This is a genomic window from Candidatus Polarisedimenticolia bacterium (assembly GCA_036001465.1).
GTDB lineage: Bacteria > Acidobacteriota > Polarisedimenticolia > Gp22-AA2 > Gp22-AA2 > Gp22-AA3.
In genome coordinates, this window is sequence record DASYUH010000034.1 from 1 (window position 1) to 15,445 (window position 15,445).

Sequence of the window (15,445 nt, forward strand, 5' to 3'; positions counted from 1 at the left end):
ACGGCCTGCCCGCTGGCCGGCCCCCAAGCCGGCTGGAGGGAAGAGGCCTCCACCGCGGGTCGTCCGCCTGACGGCGGCGCGACGCCTCTCCGTGGCGCGGCGCCGGGCCGCCGCCCGCGGCCGGATCGGCGGTCAGGTCGAGGGGGCCTCGCCGGCGGCACTCGACTTCCACCTCAGCGCCTGCGTCTCCTGCGCCCGCGAGGGGGGTCGGGTCCTGATGGAGTACTGGAACCGGCGCGGCAGCTACCCGATTCACGAAAAGGGGCGCAACGATTTCGTCACCATCGTCGACCGGAAGGCGGAGGAGGCGGTGGTCGGGCTGATCCGGGAGCGATTCCCCGATCATTCGATCATGGCCGAGGAGTCCTCGCCGTCGACCGGCACGAGCGAGTACCGCTGGTACATCGATCCTCTCGACGGGACCACCAATTTCATCCACGGCTACCCCCTGTTCTCGGTGTCGGTCGGCCTCGCCGACGCGGAGGGGATGCGCGCCGCAGCCGTCTTCGATCCACTGCGGAACGAGATGTTCACCGCCGCCCGCGGCCGGGGCGCCTTCCTGAGCGGCGAGCCGATCCGGGTCTCGACGGCCGAGAAACTGACCCAGGCCCTCCTGGTGACCGGTTTTCCGTTCCGCTCGCTCGAGCGCCTGGACGATTTCATCGCCGCGTTCCGCGCCTTCACCCTCGGCGCGTCCGGAATCAGAAGGGACGGCTCGGCCGCCCTCGACCTGGCGTACGTCGCCGCGGGCCGGTTCGACGGCTTCTGGGAGATGTCGCTGTCCCCCTGGGACATCGCCGCCGGCAGCCTCCTGGTGCGGGAGGCCGGGGGGATGGTCACCGACTTCCGGGGGCGTGACGATTTCCTGAAGACCGGCGACATCGTCGCCGCCAACCTGAACGTCCACCCCCCGATGCTGCGGGTCCTGCGGGAGTCCGAAGGGAAGGGCTGACCGCTCCGGGCCGAACCCCCGGGTCAAGCCCGCTCCGCCACCCGATTGCCCGCTTCAGGCCCGGTCCGCCAGCCTGGCGGCCAGCAGGATCGCTTCGACCAGGCTGCCGTGGTCCGCCGTCCCCTTGCCTGCCAGGTCGTACGCCGTGCCGTGGTCGACGGAGGTGCGGAGAAACGGCAGGCCGAGGGTCATGTTGACGGCGCTGCCGAACGAGCGCGCCTTGACGGGGAGGGTCGCCTGGTCGTGGTAGAGCGCCAGGACGACGTCGAATTCGCCGCGCGCGGCGCGGACGAACAGGGTGTCGGCTGGAAATGGCCCGGAGGCGTCGATGCCCTCCTGCCGGGCGGCCGCGATCGCCGGCGCCAGGAGATCGCGCTCCTCGGCGCCGAACATCCCCCCTTCGCCGGCGTGCGGGTTCAGGGAGCACAGGGCGATGCGGGGCTCGTTTCCGAACCACCGCCTGTGCTCTTGCCGGACCAGCCGCAGCCTCGCCTCGATCCCCCGGGACGTGAGGGAGGCGATCGCCTCCCGGAGCGACAGGTGGACCGTGGCGAGGGCCACCTTCATCTCGGGGGTGACGAACATCATCGCCACCTCGTCCGGCTCCAGGCCGCAGAGGTCCGCCAGGAGCTCGGTGTGCCCCGGGTATCGGACGTTCGCCAGGCGCATCGCCTCCTTGCTGATCGGCGCCGTTGCGACCCCCGAGACGGCGCGGGAGCGGGACAGGGCCACCGCCTGCTTCACGTACATGACCGAGGACCGACCCCCCGCGACCGTCGGTCCGGGGGACGCCGGCGGCTGGGGATGGTCCGACATGTCGTAGATGGCCGGGCCCGAAGCCCAGGTCCTGACGACGATGTCGTCCCCCTGCTTCGAGCCCCAGGCGAAGGGGGACTTGCTGACCTCGGGCCAGGAGGCCGGGTCCCCCGCCGTCCCGCCGGGGAGGACCTGTGCCACCCGGAGGAGGTGATCCCGGTCGCCTATGAGAAGGGGGCGGCAGGCGTCCTGCACCGCCTTCGAGGCGGCGGCCCGGAGACAGATCTCCGGGCCGACCCCGAACGGGTCGCCGGCGGTGATGGCGATGACAGGCTTCATCGGGGATTTGGCCCGAAGAGGGTGTCGTTCAGGGGGGGGACGGCGTCGGCACGGCCCGTCCCCCTCGGCCCAAGGCCCGGGCCGGCTCCTAGATCCCGTCGGAGCGGGTCGCCCGGCTCTCGTCCTGCTCCTCGGCCTTGTACATGTACTTGATGCAGTCCTTCATCACCATCAGGTTGGGAGCTCCGACCCGGTTGACCTTGATGCAGGTCCGGTCGTACCACTCGATGACCCCGCGCAGCTCCTCGCCGTCCTTGAGGACGACGACCATCGGAGTCCTGGCGTTCATCTGCTTGAGATAGTAGAACGCCTCCGCGCTGGTCTGGTCGGGGGGGACCTGCTTGCGCCGGGGCTGCCGCGGCGTCAGCCTGTCCTTCAGATCGGCCAGGTTCGGCCTGATCAGCTTCCGGTTCACCTGGTCTTCCCCCTTCCTGGGGTCGTCCTGTCCCGGGTCCTCGTTTCCGAAATCAATGCGGCGCATGGTTTCGAACCCCTCACGTTCCGCGCGGTCCCGCCCGCGCCACGCTCCGGGCTTTGCTATTGCCGGGGCCCCGAGCTCCCGGCAGAGATCACGCACCAGATTCGAGTTTCACATAGCCGGCTGGTAGAAATCTGGGGACGCAAGCCTGCATGCATGCTAGCACACGCTTCGTCCCGCCGACAACCCGATGTTCATTCCGCGTCTCCCGGCTTTTCCGGCGGCGCGACCTCCTCCTTCCCCCCAATCGGGGCCGGGGCCTGACCGCCGGGGCCCTGCTTCAAGGGGGAGCGCACCAGGAAGTGCTCGTACTTCGGGGAGATCTCGATCTGGTTGTCCTTCCACAGCTTCTTGATATACGTGTTGTAGCGCGGGCGGAACTTCCCTTCGCGCACCGCCTTGACCGTCGCTTCGCGCGCCTCGTCGATCGTCTTCACCACCCTGTCGGTCTTGCCGACCAGCCGGATCACCAGGTACGACCGGCCGGTGTCGATCGGCTCGGAAACCTGGCCAGCCTCGAGCCGGAAGGCGGCCTCGGCGATCGCCGTTTGCAGGTCGGAGGCCGGGAACGGGCCGAGGAAGCCGCCCGACTCCTTGCTCGGAGCTTCGGAGTGGCGCTGCACCAGCTCCCCGAAGTCGGTCCCCGCGTTCGCTTCGCGCACGATCCCCTGGGCGCGGGACAGCACCTCCGGCTTCGTGGCGTCCTCGTAGAAGAGCACGATCTCGTTGAAGGTCACGGTCGCGGGCGTTTCCCAGTTCGCCTGGTGATCTTCGTAGTACTTCTTGATCTCCGGCTCGCTGACGCTGATCTTCCGCCGCACCTCGTAGCTGATGATCTCCTGGGGCACGGCCAGCCGGACGAGCTGCTCTTCGAGATCCTGCCGGGTCATTCCCTGCTCCTTGAGGAGCTTGTCCAGGTCCTCGTCGCTCGCGATGTTCTGCTGCTTGCGGAAATCGTCCACCAGGTTCTTGCGCACCTTGCTCAGGTCGAGGAGGCTCTCGGCCCGGTCGATGAGCAGGAGCTCGGTGATCATGTTCGCCAGCATGCTCTCCTGGGCATCCACCAGCTCCCGGTCGAGCTCCGCGCCCGAGTACTGCTGGTAGATCTGCTTCAGGACGTAGCTCCCGCGCTCCTCGAACTCGCTCTTGGTGACGATGCGGTTGTTCACCTTGGCCACGATTTCCTCGACGATCGCCCCCTCGGCCGGGACGGCGGGCGCCAGGAGGGCCGTCAGGATGGCCAGGGCGGTGGCGGGGAGGAGGCGGGCCCGGGACGCGAATCTAGTTCCGGTACTCGCCGGAATACTCGAAGGGGAGGACGGCGCGATTGACATGGACCTCCGTGTCTTTCTTCAGGTCGGCGATGTAGCGCTCGAGCGCCTGCTCCCCTTTCTTGCGGAACAACTCCAGCTGGAGCCGGTGCTTCACCTCGGAGAGGTCCGCGTCCATCGGCTCCATCTTGCGCACCAGCTGGAAAATCAGGTACCTGCCGGAGTTCTCCAGGACGCCGCTGGCCCGCCCCGGCTCGAGCTGGAAGAGAGCCTCCCGCAGCTCGACCGGGAGCTGCTCTTCGGTGTACGCCCGGGCCTGCCCCTTGTCCGGCGCGACCGAATTCTCCCGCGCCAGCGCCTCGAAGCGCGCCGGCTCCTTGGCGAGCTGCGCCGCCAGCCGTTCGGCCAGGCTCTTATCATCGATCAGGATCTGGCGCAGGACAACCGATCGAGGAACCCGGGCGGCCTCCGGCTGCTTCTTCAGATAATCTTCGACCTCCCCGGGGGTGACCTCCACCTTGCTCATCACCGCCTTGTCCTTCACCTTCTGGAGGATGAGGCCCTGGCGGACCTTGTCCCGGAACGCCTCCTTCCCCTCGCCCCCCGCGACCTCGGCCTCCCCCTCGCTGACGCCTATCTGGGCCAGGTAATCGTCGACCTCGGCCTCGGAGACGGTGACCCCCAGGCCCTTGGCCTGCCGCATCAGGAGCTGCTCTTCGATCATCTGGTCGAGGAGCCGGCTCCGGATGGCGTTGGTCTGCTCGGCCTCTTCGTCCTCGCTGTCGCCGGAGTTGTCGGCCAGGTAGCGCTCGAAGGCCTTCATCGGAATCGGCTCGCCGCCGACCGTGGCCACCACCTGGGCGTCGAGCATCGCCTGGGCCCGGCTCGCGCCGGGGGACGTCGAGGCCCCGGCCGTCGAGTCATCCTTGTGCGAGGTGCACCCCAGGATGGAGGCGCAGGCCAGGAGCAGCGCGCGGGCCACGAAGACCCGCCCGTTTTCCTGCCTGCCCTGCTTCCGGATTTTCACCTGTCTCCGTCGGATGGCCCGACCGCGGTGGGCTGTGAAGGCGCGCGCATGCTACCACCCGCCCCGATCGACTTCAAGAGGTCGATCACCGCCTCGATGCGCGCCAGGTCCGCGGCCGGCCGCGACGTCCCCGTGGAGCCGCCCGGTCCCCGGAGCTCCAGGCGCAGCACGCCCTGGGGGGACAGGCTGGCCCCCGGACGGGCCGCCGTCACGCGCACCAGCCCTTCCGGGGAGACCGGGGCCCCTTCGACGAAGCGGATCTGCACGCGCCCGGCGGCGGAATCGATGGCGCGCACGCCCAGGCGGTCCGCCTCGAGGCGCAGGGTCGCCAGCGCCACCAGGTTGACCGCCTGCGCCGGCACGTCGCCGTACCGATCGCGGATCTCGTCCTGGATGCGTTCCAGCTCCGCCTCGCCCGGGGCGGTCGAGATCCGCTTGTAGAGCACCAGGCGCTCGTTGAAGTCGGGGATCGATTCCTCCGGGATCTTGATGTCCACGCCCAGGTTGATCTGGGCCCGGCTCTCGGGGCGCGGCGCCTCCCCCTTCATCTCGCGGATCGTCTGGTCCAGGAGGCGGCAGTACATCTCGAAGCCGACCGCCGCGATGTGGCCGCTCTGCTCCGCCCCCAGGAGGTTTCCGGCGCCCCTGATCTCCAGGTCCATCGCCGCGATTCGGAAACCCGATCCCAACTCCGAGAACTCCTGCAGCGCCTTCAGGCGGCGCCTCGCGACCGGCGAGAGCCCCTGGCGCGCCGGCACCAGGAGGTAGGCGTACGCCCGGCGGTCCGACCGCCCCACCCGGCCGCGCAGCTGGTAGAGCTGCGCCAGGCCGAAGCGGTCGGCGCGGTTCACGATGATGGTGTTCACCCGGGGGATGTCGAGGCCGTTCTCGATGATGGTCGTCGCCAGGAGGACGTCGAACTCGCCGTTCAGGAAGGCGATCATCGTGCGTTCGAGCATCCCCTCGCCCATCTGGCCGTGGGCCACGCCCAGGCGCGCCTCCGGCACCGTCCGTCGCAGGAAGCCGGCCATCGAGGCGATCGACTCGACGCGGTTGTGCACGAAGTACACCTGCCCGCCGCGCTTCGTCTCGTTGCGGATCGCCGTGGCGATCACCCCGTCCCGGAACGGCACGATGGAGGTCTGGATCGCCAGGCGGTTCTCCGGGGGGGTCTCGATGACCGACATGTCACGGATTCCGGCGAGCGCCATCTGCAGCGTCCGCGGGATCGGGGTGGCGGTGAGCGTCAGGACGTCGACGTCCTTCTTCATCGCCTTGATCGCCTCCTTGTGGGACACCCCGAAGCGCTGCTCCTCGTCGACCACCAGGAGACCGAGGTCGCTGAACGTCACGTCCCGGGACAAAAGCCGGTGCGTGCCGATCAGGATGTCCACCTTGCCCGCGGCGACCTCGAGGAGCAGCGCCTTCTGCTCCCGCGGGGAGCGGAAGCGGGAGATCATCTCGATGCGCGCCGGCCAGGAGGAGAACCGCTCGCGGAACGTGTTGAGGTGCTGGAAGGCCAGGACCGTCGTCGGGCAGAGGACGGCGACCTGCTTCCCCTCCATGACCGCCTTGAACGCCGCCCGCATCGCCACTTCGGTCTTGCCGAAGCCGACGTCGCCGCAGATCAGGCGGTCCATCGGCAGGTCCTTCTCCATGTCGGCCCGCACATCGCGGATCGCCTTCTCCTGATCGGAGGTCTCCTCGTAAGGGAAGGCGTCCTCGAACTCCTTCTGCCAGGCGGTGTCGGGCGCGAAGGCATGGCCGCGCGCCGCGGCGCGCGCCGCATAGAGCTGCAGGAGATCCTGGGCCATCTCCTGCATCGCCTTCTTGACCTTCTTCTGGGTGCGCTCCCAGCCCGGACCGCCCAGGCGATCGAGCTTCGCCTTCTGCCCGTGCACGCCGGAGTAGCGCTGCACCAGGTCGAGCCGGTCGATCGGCACGTACAGCCGGTCGCCCCCTTCGTAGGTCAGGAGCATGAAGTCGCGCGCCGATCCGTCCTCGCCCACGCGCGCGATGCCGGCGTACTTGGCGATGCCGTGCTCGACGTGGACCACCAGGTCGCCGACTTTCAAGTCCCTGAAGCCGGGGCTGAACGCCGCCACCTTGCGACGCCGCCCCTCGCGCTCGGCGTGCTCGCCGAAGACCTCCCGCTCGGTCAGGATCTGAAGTCCGGCGCGCGGCAGCGTGAACCCCTGCGACAGCCGGCCGGCGGCGATCAGGAGGCCCGGGACCCCCTGGGCGGCCGTCGGGACGCCGGAAGGCGCCGGCGCGTCGCTCAGGACGGCGGCGGGGAGGTCGTACTCGCCGAGGACCTCCCGCAGCCGCTCGATTCGGCCGGGGCTCTCCATCAGGAAGAGCGTGGTCGTGCGGGGGGGCGCCTGCCTCAGATCGGCGGCCAGCTCCTGGATGCGGCCCCTGTAGGGCCGCGCCGGCACGCAGGGGACGCGCAAGGGGGCCGTGCGCCCCGCCTCGAGCGCCAGCTCCGAGAGGCGCACGCGCGCCTGCTTCGCCCTCGGCTCCAGCACCTCGCGCGGCAGGAGCAGATCGCCGGGCGGAGGCATGCCGAAATCCTCGGACAGATCGTAGGAGGCATGCATCTCGACGTAGACCGCTTCGAGGTCCGAGAGGACCTGGCCCTCCTCCCAGGAGACCAGAAGCGCCCCCGGCGCATAGTCGAACAGCGACGCGGGGCGCGGCTCCGCCAGCCGGACACAGGCTTCGAGGCCGGCGAAGGACCGGCCCGAGGCGAGCGCCTCGATCCGGGTCAGGAGGTCGTCCTTGTCGAACCGGTGCCTTCGGGCGGCCGGGGGTTTCCAGGCGGCGTGGCGCGCTTCGAGCGCCGCCCGCAGCCGCTCGAGCGCCGCATTCGACCAGGGGTACTCGCGCACCGGCGGCGCCTCGGCCGACGGCAGGCGGGCGGTGGAGCGCTGCGTCTCGGGGTCGAAGGTGCGGAGCGATTCCACCTCTTCTCCCCAGAACTCGACGCGCAACGGGGCGCCGCCCAGGGGCGGGAAGAAATCGATGATGCCGCCCCGGCGGGAGAACTCCCCCATCGAGGAGACCAAATCGACCCTTAGGTAGCCCGCTTCCAGAAGGAACCCTGAGAGCTCATCCGGCCGGAGGGGCTGCCGCTCGCTCAGATCGAGGCGGTACGCGTCGAACGTCGCGGGAGGCGCCAGCGGGTAGATGAGGGCGCGGGTGGGGGCGACCACGATCGCCTCGCCCGGCTCGCGCAGGGAGCGCAGCGCCTGCGCGCGCTCGCACGCGACGCGCAGGTGCGGCGCCAGCTCCTGGTACGGGTCGGCCTCGAGCGACGGGAAGAGGTGGACCCGGGCGCCGGGCCCGCGCAGCGCGGCGAGGGCGAACGACAGGTCCGACTTGAACCCCTCCGCCTCCTTCTCGCCCGGGACGATCAGCAGGACCTTGCCGGCGGGGGCCCTCCCGGTCAGGGCCGACACCAGGACCGCCGCCGCGGCGGGGTTCAGCCCGGCGACCGCGACCCGGCGGCGCTTCGCCTCCCCGGCGTCCGGCAGGGACGCCAGGAGATCGCGGTCACGCGCCGTGAAGTCGAGAAGAGAACGCAGGATCGATTCCACCGGCACCTTAGGAGCTGGTCCGAGTCTCGGACCGCCCGGGCGATCAGCCGCGAAGCACGGGCGGGCGGAGGACCCGCCGGATCAGGCCTGATGTGGAGAGCCCGCGCCGCAGCGGCACCCGGACCACCCGGCCGCCCAGGGCCTCGACCGTGTCGCGGCCGACGATCTCCCTCTTGCGGTAGTCCGATCCCTTCACCAGGACGTCCGGGCGGAGCCGGGAGATCAGGCGGGCGGGCGTCGCCTCGCCGAACCCCACGACGCAATCCACCGCGCGGAGCGCGGCCAGGATCTCCATCCGCTCAGGCAGCGGGACGATCGGGCGCCCCGGCCCCTTCAGGCGCCTCACGGAGCGATCGGAATTGACGCCCACCACCAGGAAATCGCCGTGCGCCCGCGCCGCTTCCAGGAGCTCCACGTGCCCCGCGTGCAGCAGGTCGAAGCAGCCGTTGGTGAACACCACCACCCGCCCGCGCCGCTGCAGACGGCGCGCCAGGGCGACCGCCCGGGCGGCCGTCAGGGCCTTCCGCGCCCGCGAGACCCTCATGTCCGGCGATCCGCGGCGGCCGGCTGCCGCCCCAGCGCGCCATATCGGCCGAGGCGGTCGCGCAGCACCACCCACACGATGTCCTTCAGCATGTCGAGCGGATCGACCAGTGGATTCACCTTGCTCCCCGCGGCGTTGCGCCACAGGACCGGCACCTCCGCCACGCGGATCCCGGTCTTCCTGGCCAGGTAGAGGATCTCGACGTCGTAGGCGAAGCGCTCGATGCGCGCGGCGCGAAACAGGGGCAGGACGTCCTGCCGCCGCATCAGCTTGAAGCCGCACTGCGTGTCCCGGAAGGGGAGCCCGGTGAGGGAGCGCACCAGGCGGTTGAAGCCGCGCCCCATCGCTTCGCGCCACGCCGCCTGGTGGATCTCCACGCGCGACTCCGCGAGCGCTCGCGAGCCGATGGCGATCCCGTATCCCTCCGTCTCGACCGGCCGGAGGAGGAGCGGCAGCTCCGCGATCGGCGTCGAGAAATCGGCATCCGAGGTCAGCACGAGGTCCCCCCCGGCCAGGAGCACTCCGTGCTTGATGCTGTATCCCTTGCCGCGGTTCCTGCCGTTCTTCAGGAGTCTCACGGTCGGCGGGACGCCGGGCGGACGGGAGGCGGCGAACGCCTCGACGAGGGCGGCCGTTCCGTCGGCGCTGCCGTCGTCCACCACCAGGATTTCCGCATCGGGGGCGCTGGCGGCGAGGTAGTCGGCCGCCGTCTGCAGGCTCGCGCGGATGCGCGCGGCCTCGTTGTAGGCGGGGATGACGATCGAGAGTCGGGACCGGGGCTGCATGGTGGTCCTCGCCGGCCCGCGGCCGGGGCGTCCCGATGCGCTAGGACGGCTCGTTCGGCCCGACGCCCTCGCTGATCTGGAGGCGGATGATCGCCTTCTGCATCGCCACCTGGGCGCGCTTGAAGTCGGTGTCGGGCGATCGCCCCGCAAGACGGGCCGCGGCGCGATCGCGCGCCTTCAGGGCTCGATCGCGGTCGATCCCCTCGGCGCTCTCGGCGATCTCCGCCAGGATGCTCACGCGGTCCGGCAGGACCTCGGCGAATCCCCAGGCGATCGCCACCCGGTGCCGGGAGGCCCCTCGCCGGTACATCAGCTCGCCGATCCCGAGGGTCGTCAGGAGCGGCGTGTGGCCGGGAAGGACGCCGAGCGAACCCTCGCTCCCGGGCAGGACCACCTCGTCCACGACCTCGTTGGCCAGGCGCTGCTCGGGCGTGACGATCTCCAGGTGGATCGACTCCGGTAGCGGCATGGTCTCCTCAGGCGGCCGACTTCATCTTCTCGGCCCGCTCGATCACCTCGTCGATGGCGCCGACCAGGTAGAACGCCTGCTCGGGAAGGTCGTCGTGCTTCCCCTCCAGGACCTCCTTGAAGGAGCGCACGGTCTCGGCGATCGGCACGTACTTCCCCTTCAGCCCGGTGAACTGCTCGGCCACGAAGAAGGGCTGGGACAGGAACCTCTGGATCTTGCGCGCCCGCGCCACGATGACCTTGTCCTCCTCGGACAGTTCGTCGATCCCCAGGATGGCGATGATGTCCTGCAGGTCCTTGTAGCGCTGCAGGAGTCCCTGCACGCCGCGCGCCACGTCGTAGTGCTCCTGGCCGACGATGCGCGGGTCGAGGATGCGCGAGGTCGAGGCCAGCGGATCGACCGCCGGGTAGATGCCCAGCTCGGAGATCTTGCGCGACAGGTTGGTCGAGGCGTCCAGGTGCGCGAACGTCGTGGCCGGGGCCGGATCGGTGTAGTCGTCGGCCGGAACGTAGATCGCCTGCACCGAGGTGATCGATCCCTTCACGGTCGAGGTGATGCGCTCCTGCAGCTCCCCCAGCTCGGTCGCCAGGGTCGGCTGGTAGCCGACCGCTGAAGGCATGCGGCCGAGGAGCGCCGACACCTCCGACCCCGCCTGCGTGAACCGGAAGATGTTGTCGATGAACAGCAGGACGTCCTGCCCCTCGAAGTCCCGGAAGTACTCCGCCTCCGTCAGCCCGGTCAGGCCGACCCGCAGGCGCGCCCCGGGGGGCTCGGTCATCTGGCCGTACACCAGGGCGGTCTTGCCGATGACCCCCGACTCCTTCATCTCGCGCCACAGGTCGTTCCCCTCGCGGGTGCGCTCCCCCACACCCGCGAAGACCGACACGCCGCCGTGCTTCAGGGCGACGTTGTGGATCAGCTCCATGATGATGACCGTCTTGCCGACGCCGGCCCCCCCGAACAGCCCGGTCTTGCCCCCCTTCAGGTACGGCTCGAGCAGGTCGATGACCTTGATGCCGGTCTCGAACATCTGCAGCTCGGTGCTCTGCTCCTCGAAGGAGGGGGCCTCGCGGTGGATCGGCAGGGTCTTCGCGGCCTTGATCGGCCCCATCTTGTCGACCGGCCTCCCGAGGACGTTGATGACCCGCCCCAGGACCTCCTTGCCGACCGGCACCATGATCGCCGCCCCGGTGTCGAAGGCCTTCATGCCGCGTACCATGCCGTCGGTCGGCTCCATCGCCACGCAGCGGACGCGCCCTTCTCCCAGGTGCTGCTCCACCTCGGCGATGACGTCGATCGGCTGCGGGACGTCGAACCCCTCGCTGGTGATGCGCACGGCGTTGTAGATGGCGGGAAGGTTCTCGTCGGTGAACTGCACGTCCACCACGGGACCGATGATCTGCACGATCTTGCCGACGTTCATCGACGCGTTCTCCTCGACAGGGTCGAACCCCTAGACATCGCGGCCGCAGAAGCGGCACACCTTGGCGCGGGCCTTGATCCGCTCCGCGCAGAACGGGCACTCTCTCGTCTCGTGGCCGGGGCCCGCGGCGTCCGGCGCGCCGCCCCTGCGATCGTCGGCCGCGCCGGCCCCGCCCGCCGCTCCGCGCGGATCGTCTCCCGGCCGGTAGCGGCCCCGCTGCTGGCGCTCGAGAATCGCCTCCTTCACCTCCATCGGTCGCGCGACGTGTTCGATCGTCGTGGAGCCGGCTTCCGCGGCGGTCTGGATGTTAAGCGTCCCGAATCCCAGCATCCGTCCCAGGAGCGACTGGCTGCACGCGACGTTGTGGATCTTGTCGAGCGGGCTGTCCACGGCCCGCAGCGACAGCACGCCCGCCTCGTCGATCACGCGCTCCGACGTGATCGCCCAGAGATCGCAGCGCCACTCGAGCCAGCGCCAGCCCGCCCACAGGGCGGCCGCCGCGAGCGCCGCGCCGGCCGCCGGTGCGATCCAGGGCCTCTTGATGAACCACGCCCCGATCAGGCACCCGAGCAGGAACAGCGCCGCCGCGAAGGGACCGCTCAGCACCACCCAGTGGCGGCGCACCATCGCCACCAGCTCCTCGCCCGGCCTCAGCGGCGTCCTCATCGGATCGAGCCCGCTACTTCAGCGCCTCGGCGCCGCTGACCACCTCGAGGATCTCCTTGGTGATGGACGCCTGCCGGATCTTGTTCATCTGCAAGGTCAGGGAGTCGATCATCTCCCCCGCGTTCCGCGTGGCGTTCTCCATCGCCGTCATGCGGGCGCCGTGCTCGGCAGCGACCGATTCCAGGAGCACCCGGTGCACCTGGATCATCACGTGCTTCGGCAGGAGCGCCGCGAACAGGCTCTCCTGGTGCGGTTCGTAGAGGTAGTCCTCGGGCTTCCCGGCCCCGGCCAGAAACGCGGCCTGCGGGATCGGCAGGAGCGGCTCCACCACGACGCGCTGCTGCATGACCGACTTGAACTCGTTGTAGACCAGGTACACAGAGTCGAGCTCGCCGCGCGAGAAGAGATCGATGAGCGGGCCGGCGACGTCGCGCGCCTCCTCGAAGGTGACGTCCCTGAAGATGTCGACGACGGTGCGGCGCACCCCGTAGTCGCGCCGCCGGAACCAGTCCCGGGCCTTCTTTCCGATGATGTCGACCTGGACCATGCCCGCGGCCCGCCCCCGCCGCTCGTCCAGGAAGACCCGCGCGCGATTCAGGATGTTGGTGTTGAACGAGCCGCACAGCCCCTTGTCGGCGGTGATCACGACGACCAGGACCTTCTCCTCCGGGCGCCGGCTCAGGAGCGGGTGCTTCTCGGGGTGGGCGCGTGTGGCGAGGGACGACAGGACCTCGAGCATCTTGCGGGCGTAGGGCCGCGCCGAGAGGATCCGGTCCTGCGCCCGGCGCAGCTTGGATGCCGACACCAGCTTCATGGCGCGCGTGATCTGCTGCGTGCTCTTGACGCTGCGGATGCGGGTGCGGTAGTCGCGGACGTTGGCCATGGGACCTTGGCGCCCTCAGGCGGCCGGCGACTTCGCCAGGAAATCGACCTTCAGGGCATCGAGCATGGCGCGCAGATCCGCCTTGATCTCGTCGTCGATCGCCTTCCGCTCCATGAGTTTCCGGGACACGGGCCGCCCCGGGCCGTCGAGGTGGCGGTACAGCGCCTCCTCGAAGGGGCGCACCTGCGCGACCTCCAGGCCGTCCAGGAAGCCGTTGACCCCGGCGAACAGAGCGATGACCTGCTTCTCGACCGACAGGGGCCTGTACTGCAGCTGCTTCAGGAGCTCGGTGAGACGCCGGCCGCGGGCCAGCTGGGCCTGGGTCGCCTTGTCCAGGTCCGAGCCGAACTGCGCGAACGCCGCCAGCTCGCGGAACTGCGCCAGGTCGAGGCGCAGGGTCCCGGCCACCTGCTTCATCCCCTTGATCTGCGCGTTGCCGCCGACCCGGCTGACCGACAACCCGACGTTGACCGCCGGCCGGATGCCCGAGAAGAACAGGTCCCCCTCCAGGTAGATCTGCCCGTCGGTGATGGAGATGACGTTGGTCGGGATGTAGGCCGACACGTCGCCGGCCTGCGTCTCGATGACCGGCAGCGCCGTCAGCGAGCCCCCCCCGAGCTCGTCGCTCATCTTGGCCGCGCGCTCCAGGAGGCGCGAGTGCAGGTAGAAGACGTCCCCGGGGTAGGCCTCCCGGCCTGGCGGCCGGCGCAGCAGGAGGGAGATTTCGCGGTAGGCGGCGGCGTGCTTGCTCAGGTCGTCGTAGATGACCAGCGCGTGCCGCCCATTGTCGCGGAAGAACTCTCCCATGGAGCAGCCGGCGTACGGCGCGATGTACTGCAGGGTCGCCGGGTCGGACGCCGAGGCGGTCACGACGATGGTGTACGCCATCCCCCCCATGTCGGTCAGCGTCTTGACCACCTGGGCCACGGTCGATCGCTTCTGGCCGATGGCGACGTAGATGCAGATCACGCCGCTGTCCTTCTGGTTGAGGATGGCGTCGATGGCGATGGCGGTCTTGCCGGTCTGGCGGTCCCCGATGATCAGCTCGCGCTGGCCGCGGCCGATCGGGATCATGGCGTCGATCGCCTTGATGCCGGTCTGCAGCGGCTCCTTGACCGGCTGCCGGTCCACGACGCCCGGCGCGATGCGCTCCAGCTGTCCCGTCTTCCTGGTGGCGATCGGCCCCTTGCCGTCCAGCGGCATCCCCAGAGGGTTGACCACCCGGCCGATCAGCTCGTCGCCGACCGGGACCTCGGTGATGCGGCCCGTGCGCTTGACCGTGTCCCCTTCCTTGATCTTGAAGAACTCGCCGAACAGCACGACGCCCACCGACTCTTCCTCGAGGTTGAGCGCCATCCCGTAGACGTTGTGCGGCAGCTGCAGGAGCTCGCCGGCCATGCAGTTCTCGAGGCCGTACACCCGGGCAATGCCGTCGCCGGCCGAGATGATCGTCCCCTCCTCGGAGACCTCCACGCCCCCCTGGAACCCCTCGATCTGCTGCCTCAGGACGCTGGTGATCTCGTCCGCCTTGATCTCCGCCATGCGGCGTTCTCCTAGAAATGGTTCGTCAAACCCCAGGGTGAACGGCGGCCCGGGTCCGACCGTTCATCGCGCGCCCACGAGCCGGCCGCGCAGGGTCTCCAGCTTGTGCCTCAGCGTGCCGTCGTAGACCTTCGACCCGATGCGGGTGCGCGCCCCCCCCAGCACGGAGGGGTCCACGAGGTGCGTGACCTTCACGGACCGGCCGGTCAGGCTCTCCAGCGCCGCATGCAGGCGCTTCGCCTCGGCCGCCGTGAGGGGCCTCGCCGTCGTCGTCTCCGCCGAGACGATGCCGATGCGCTCGTCCTTGATCGAGGCGAACGCGTCCCGGACGGCGCCGATCATCCCGAGCCGCCGGTTGGCGACCAGGACCAGCAGGAATCTCCGTACCGAGTCGCCGAGCTTGCCGTGCTTCGCCAGCGCGTCGATCGCCGCCCGCTTCTCCTCCTGGCCGATGGCGGGATCCGCGAAGAAGCGCTGGAACATGAGGTCGGCGCCCAGCACGCGGGCGGCCAGGTCCAGTTCGTCCGCGACCGCCTGCAAATCCGGTGTGGTGTTGTGGCCGGCCCGGGCGGGCTTGCCCCTCCCGCCCCGCATCCCGGCCCCGTCGACATGGTCGGCGAGGGCCCGCGCGTACCGCTTCGCGACGACGACTGGCTGCACCCGAGTTCTCCGGACAGGGAAGGGCCGGCGGCCGGGACCGGAAGGACGCCG

The 15,445-nt window shown here is 69.9% G+C and carries 14 protein-coding genes; 1 reads left to right on the forward strand and 13 read right to left on the reverse strand.

The window, feature by feature from the left end; translation table 11 throughout:
• A partial coding sequence (locus tag VGV60_07100; protein HEV8701022.1) for an inositol monophosphatase family protein occupies positions 1 to 952 on the forward strand: 952 nt, incomplete at its 5' end.
• A 54-nt stretch (positions 953 to 1,006) separates the two neighbouring features.
• Here the strand turns inward: VGV60_07100 and pdxA are convergent.
• The 13 genes from pdxA to atpH all read right to left on the reverse strand — a co-directional run bounded on the left by pdxA (position 1,007) and on the right by atpH (position 15,394).
• Complete coding sequence (gene pdxA, locus VGV60_07105; GenBank protein HEV8701023.1) at positions 1,007 to 2,047, reverse strand: 4-hydroxythreonine-4-phosphate dehydrogenase PdxA; 1,041 nt, start codon at positions 2,045 to 2,047, stop codon at positions 1,007 to 1,009.
• 88 nt (positions 2,048 to 2,135) lie between these two features.
• Positions 2,136 to 2,528, reverse strand: coding sequence for a hypothetical protein (locus VGV60_07110; protein HEV8701024.1), 393 nt, complete (start codon positions 2,526 to 2,528; stop codon positions 2,136 to 2,138).
• A 191-nt stretch (positions 2,529 to 2,719) separates the two neighbouring features.
• A complete protein-coding gene (locus VGV60_07115; GenBank protein ID HEV8701025.1) occupies positions 2,720 to 3,859 on the reverse strand; it encodes a peptidyl-prolyl cis-trans isomerase in 1,140 nt (379 codons plus the stop codon).
• A complete protein-coding gene (locus tag VGV60_07120; protein HEV8701026.1) occupies positions 3,807 to 4,823 on the reverse strand; it encodes a peptidyl-prolyl cis-trans isomerase in 1,017 nt (338 codons plus the stop codon). Before VGV60_07120 ends, VGV60_07115 begins: the two co-directional genes overlap by 53 nt.
• Entirely contained in the window at positions 4,820 to 8,422 is a 3,603-nt protein-coding gene (gene mfd / locus VGV60_07125) for a transcription-repair coupling factor (protein HEV8701027.1), read from the reverse strand. Before mfd ends, VGV60_07120 begins: the two co-directional genes overlap by 4 nt.
• 43 nt (positions 8,423 to 8,465) lie before the next feature.
• A complete protein-coding gene (gene rfaE2 / locus VGV60_07130) occupies positions 8,466 to 8,966 on the reverse strand; it encodes a D-glycero-beta-D-manno-heptose 1-phosphate adenylyltransferase (GenBank protein HEV8701028.1) in 501 nt (166 codons plus the stop codon).
• Positions 8,963 to 9,751, reverse strand: coding sequence for a dolichyl-phosphate beta-glucosyltransferase (locus tag VGV60_07135; protein ID HEV8701029.1), 789 nt, complete (start codon positions 9,749 to 9,751; stop codon positions 8,963 to 8,965). The genes rfaE2 and VGV60_07135 overlap by 4 nt, the downstream gene beginning before the upstream one ends.
• Positions 9,752 to 9,791: 40 nt before the next feature.
• On the reverse strand, positions 9,792 to 10,220 hold the full coding sequence (locus tag VGV60_07140; GenBank protein HEV8701030.1) for a F0F1 ATP synthase subunit epsilon: 429 nt from the start codon (positions 10,218 to 10,220) through the stop codon (positions 9,792 to 9,794).
• Between the two features lie 7 nt (positions 10,221 to 10,227).
• A complete protein-coding gene (atpD, locus tag VGV60_07145) occupies positions 10,228 to 11,643 on the reverse strand; it encodes a F0F1 ATP synthase subunit beta (protein HEV8701031.1) in 1,416 nt (471 codons plus the stop codon).
• A gap of 30 nt (positions 11,644 to 11,673) precedes the next feature.
• Positions 11,674 to 12,309: a PH domain-containing protein gene (locus tag VGV60_07150; protein ID HEV8701032.1), complete on the reverse strand. Its 636-nt coding sequence runs from the start codon at positions 12,307 to 12,309 to the stop codon at positions 11,674 to 11,676.
• Positions 12,310 to 12,322: 13 nt separating this feature from the next.
• A complete protein-coding gene (gene atpG, locus VGV60_07155; GenBank protein HEV8701033.1) occupies positions 12,323 to 13,192 on the reverse strand; it encodes an ATP synthase F1 subunit gamma in 870 nt (289 codons plus the stop codon).
• A gap of 15 nt (positions 13,193 to 13,207) precedes the next feature.
• A complete protein-coding gene (gene atpA, locus VGV60_07160) occupies positions 13,208 to 14,734 on the reverse strand; it encodes a F0F1 ATP synthase subunit alpha (protein ID HEV8701034.1) in 1,527 nt (508 codons plus the stop codon).
• A 63-nt stretch (positions 14,735 to 14,797) separates the two neighbouring features.
• Positions 14,798 to 15,394: an ATP synthase F1 subunit delta gene (gene atpH / locus VGV60_07165; GenBank protein HEV8701035.1), complete on the reverse strand. Its 597-nt coding sequence runs from the start codon at positions 15,392 to 15,394 to the stop codon at positions 14,798 to 14,800.
• Between the last annotated feature and the right edge of the window lie 51 nt (positions 15,395 to 15,445).

What these genes read in the sequence shown, in the direction of transcription:
- pdxA (HEV8701023.1), bottom strand. Translation starts at nt 2,047, where the DNA reads ATGAAGCCTGTCATCGCCATCACCGCCGGCGACCCGTTCGGGGTCGGC.
- VGV60_07110 (HEV8701024.1), bottom strand. Translation starts at nt 2,528, where the DNA reads ATGCGCCGCATTGATTTCGGAAACGAGGACCCGGGACAGGACGACCCC.
- VGV60_07115 (HEV8701025.1), bottom strand. Translation starts at nt 3,859, where the DNA reads ATGTCAATCGCGCCGTCCTCCCCTTCGAGTATTCCGGCGAGTACCGGA.
- rfaE2 (HEV8701028.1), bottom strand. Translation starts at nt 8,966, where the DNA reads ATGAGGGTCTCGCGGGCGCGGAAGGCCCTGACGGCCGCCCGGGCGGTC.
- VGV60_07135 (HEV8701029.1), bottom strand. Translation starts at nt 9,751, where the DNA reads ATGCAGCCCCGGTCCCGACTCTCGATCGTCATCCCCGCCTACAACGAG.
- VGV60_07140 (HEV8701030.1), bottom strand. Translation starts at nt 10,220, where the DNA reads ATGCCGCTACCGGAGTCGATCCACCTGGAGATCGTCACGCCCGAGCAG.
- atpD (HEV8701031.1), bottom strand. Translation starts at nt 11,643, where the DNA reads ATGAACGTCGGCAAGATCGTGCAGATCATCGGTCCCGTGGTGGACGTG.
- VGV60_07150 (HEV8701032.1), bottom strand. Translation starts at nt 12,309, where the DNA reads ATGAGGACGCCGCTGAGGCCGGGCGAGGAGCTGGTGGCGATGGTGCGC.
- atpG (HEV8701033.1), bottom strand. Translation starts at nt 13,192, where the DNA reads ATGGCCAACGTCCGCGACTACCGCACCCGCATCCGCAGCGTCAAGAGC.
- atpA (HEV8701034.1), bottom strand. Translation starts at nt 14,734, where the DNA reads ATGGCGGAGATCAAGGCGGACGAGATCACCAGCGTCCTGAGGCAGCAG.